The sequence below is a fragment of the Nocardia sp. NPDC050793 genome, from assembly GCF_040654065.1.
In the GTDB taxonomy this organism is placed as follows: domain Bacteria; phylum Actinomycetota; class Actinomycetes; order Mycobacteriales; family Mycobacteriaceae; genus Nocardia.
Window position 1 is genome coordinate 1 of the sequence record NZ_JBFAHG010000023.1, and the last position, 2,758, is coordinate 2,758.

Annotated in this window: 1 other annotated feature (cut by a window edge). The window is 56.4% G+C overall.

The features are described from left to right. Positions 1–77: 77 nt before the first annotated feature. Positions 78–2,758 (reverse strand) — a sequence feature (mutual gap in cmsearch alignment for this rRNA model is longer than 100); it runs 263 nt beyond the window's last position.

Here is a 2,758-nt window from a genome sequence, read left to right on the forward strand (position 1 = left end):
CGATCACCGAGTCATTGTTGTGTTGCAGTGTCTGTGTGTTGTTTCAGATACCGCACAGTGGACGCGTAGCTTCTTCGTTGGTAAGTCCTCGGCCGATTAGTACCAGTCACCTCCACACGTTACCGCGCTTCCAGTTCTGGCCTATCAACCCCATGGTCTGTGGGGGGCCTTACCCCCTCGAGGGGGTGAGAAACCTCATCTTGGAACAGGCTTCCCGCTTAGATGCTTTCAGCGGTTATCCCTTCCGAACGTAGCTAACCAGCAGTGCCCTTGGCAGGACAACTGGCACACCAGAGGTTCGTCCGTCCCGGTCCTCTCGTACTAGGGACAGCCTTCCTCAAGTTTCTGACGCGCGCGGCGGATAGAGACCGAACTGTCTCACGACGTTCTAAACCCAGCTCGCGTGCCGCTTTAATGGGCGAACAGCCCAACCCTTGGGACCTACTCCAGCCCCAGGATGCGACGAGCCGACATCGAGGTGCCAAACCATCCCGTCGATATGGACTCTTGGGGAAGATCAGCCTGTTATCCCCGGGGTACCTTTTATCCGTTGAGCGACACCGCTTCCACATGCCGGTGCCGGATCACTAGTCCCGACTTTCGTCCCTGCTCGACATGTCTGTCTCACAGTCAAGCTCCCTTGTGCACTTGCACTCGACACCTGATTGCCAACCAGGCTGAGGGAACCTTTGGGCGCCTCCGTTACATTTTAGGAGGCAACCGCCCCAGTTAAACTACCCACCAGGCACTGTCCCTGAACCAGATCATGGTCCGAGGTTAGAGGTCCAATACGATCAGAGTGGTATTTCAACGACGACTCCACACACACTGGCGTGCATGCTTCACAGTCTCCCACCTATCCTACACAAACCGTACCGAACACCAATACCAAGCTATAGTGAAGGTCCCGGGGTCTTTTCGTCCTGCCGCGCGTAACGAGCATCTTTACTCGTAATGCAATTTCGCCGAGTCTGTGGTTGAGACAGCAGAGAAGTCGTTACGCCATTCGTGCAGGTCGGAACTTACCCGACAAGGAATTTCGCTACCTTAGGATGGTTATAGTTACCACCGCCGTTTACCGGGGCTTAAATTCTCAGCTTCGCGGATTACTCCGCTAACCGGTCCTCTTAACCTTCCGGCACCGGGCAGGCGTCAGTCCGTATACATCGTCTTACGACTTCGCACGGACCTGTGTTTTTAGTAAACAGTCGCTTCTCTCTGGTCTCTGCGACCACCACCAGCTCACGGGGCAAACCCGGTCACCAGCGTTGGTCCCCCTTCTCCCGAAGTTACGGGGGCATTTTGCCGAGTTCCTTAACCACAGTTCTCTCGATCGCCTCAGTATTCTCTACCTGACCACCTGTGTCGGTTTGGGGTACGGGCCGTGTACCAACTCACTAGAGGCTTTTCTCGGCAGCATAGGATCACTGAATTCGCCTCAATCGGCTACGCATCACCTCTCAGGCACATGTTGTGCGGATTTGCCTACACAACGCCCTACAGGCTTACACCAGTACAACCACTGACTGGCCCAGCTACCTTCCTGCGTCACCCCATCGCTTGACTACTACAGCCAGGGTCCCATGCAGCCCCCGCCAGCCACCCGAAGGTGGTCTATTGGGATTTGGATGGTTAGCACAACTGCCTCGCCATTGGGCGCGGATACACGGGTACGGGAATATCAACCCGTTGTCCATCGACTACGCCTGTCGGCCTCGCCTTAGGTCCCGACTCACCCTGGGCGGATTAACCTGGCCCAGGAACCCTTGGTCATTCGGCGGACGAGTTTCTCACTCGTCTTTCGCTACTCATGCCTGCATTCTCACTCCCGCAGCCTCCACAACTAGTTCACACTGCTGCTTCCCTGGCTACAGGACGCTCCCCTACCCAGCCACACCACTGCACCACCCTCCGTAGAAGATGGCGGATGTATTGTGTGACTGCCGCGGCTTCGGCGGTGTACTTGAGCCCCGCTACATTGTCGGCGCAGGATCACTTGACCAGTGAGCTATTACGCACTCTTTCAAGGGTGGCTGCTTCTAAGCCAACCTCCTGGTTGTCTTCGCGACCCCACATCCTTTTCCACTTAGTACACGCTTAGGGGCCTTAGCCGGCGATCTGGGCTGTTTCCCTCTCGACTACGAAGCTTATCCCCCGCAGTCTCACTGCCACGCTCTCACACACCGGCATTCGGAGTTTGGCTGACTTCGGTAAGCTTGTGGGCCCCCTAGGCCATCCAGTAGCTCTACCTCCGGCGTGAAACACGTGACGCTGCACCTAAATGCATTTCGGGGAGAACCAGCTATCACGGAGTTTGATTGGCCTTTCACCCCTACCCACAGCTCATCCCCTCAGTTTTCAACCTAAGTGGGTTCGGGCCTCCACGACGTCTTACCGTCGCTTCACCCTGGCCATGGGTAGATCACTCCGCTTCGGGTCTAGAACATGCGACTCAAACGCCCTATTCGGACTCGCTTTCGCTACGGCTACCCCACACGGGTTAACCTCGCCACATGCCACTAACTCGCAGGCTCATTCTTCAAAAGGCACGCCATCACCCACAGTGCACTCAAGCACTCGCAGGCCCTGACGGATTGTAAGCGCACGGTTTCAGGTACTATTTCACTCCCCTCCCGGGGTACTTTTCACCTTTCCCTCACGGTACTAGTCCGCTATCGGTCACCAGGGAGTATTCAGGCTTACCGGGTGGTCCCGGCAGATTCACAGCAGATTTCACGGGCCCGCTGCTACTCGGGTA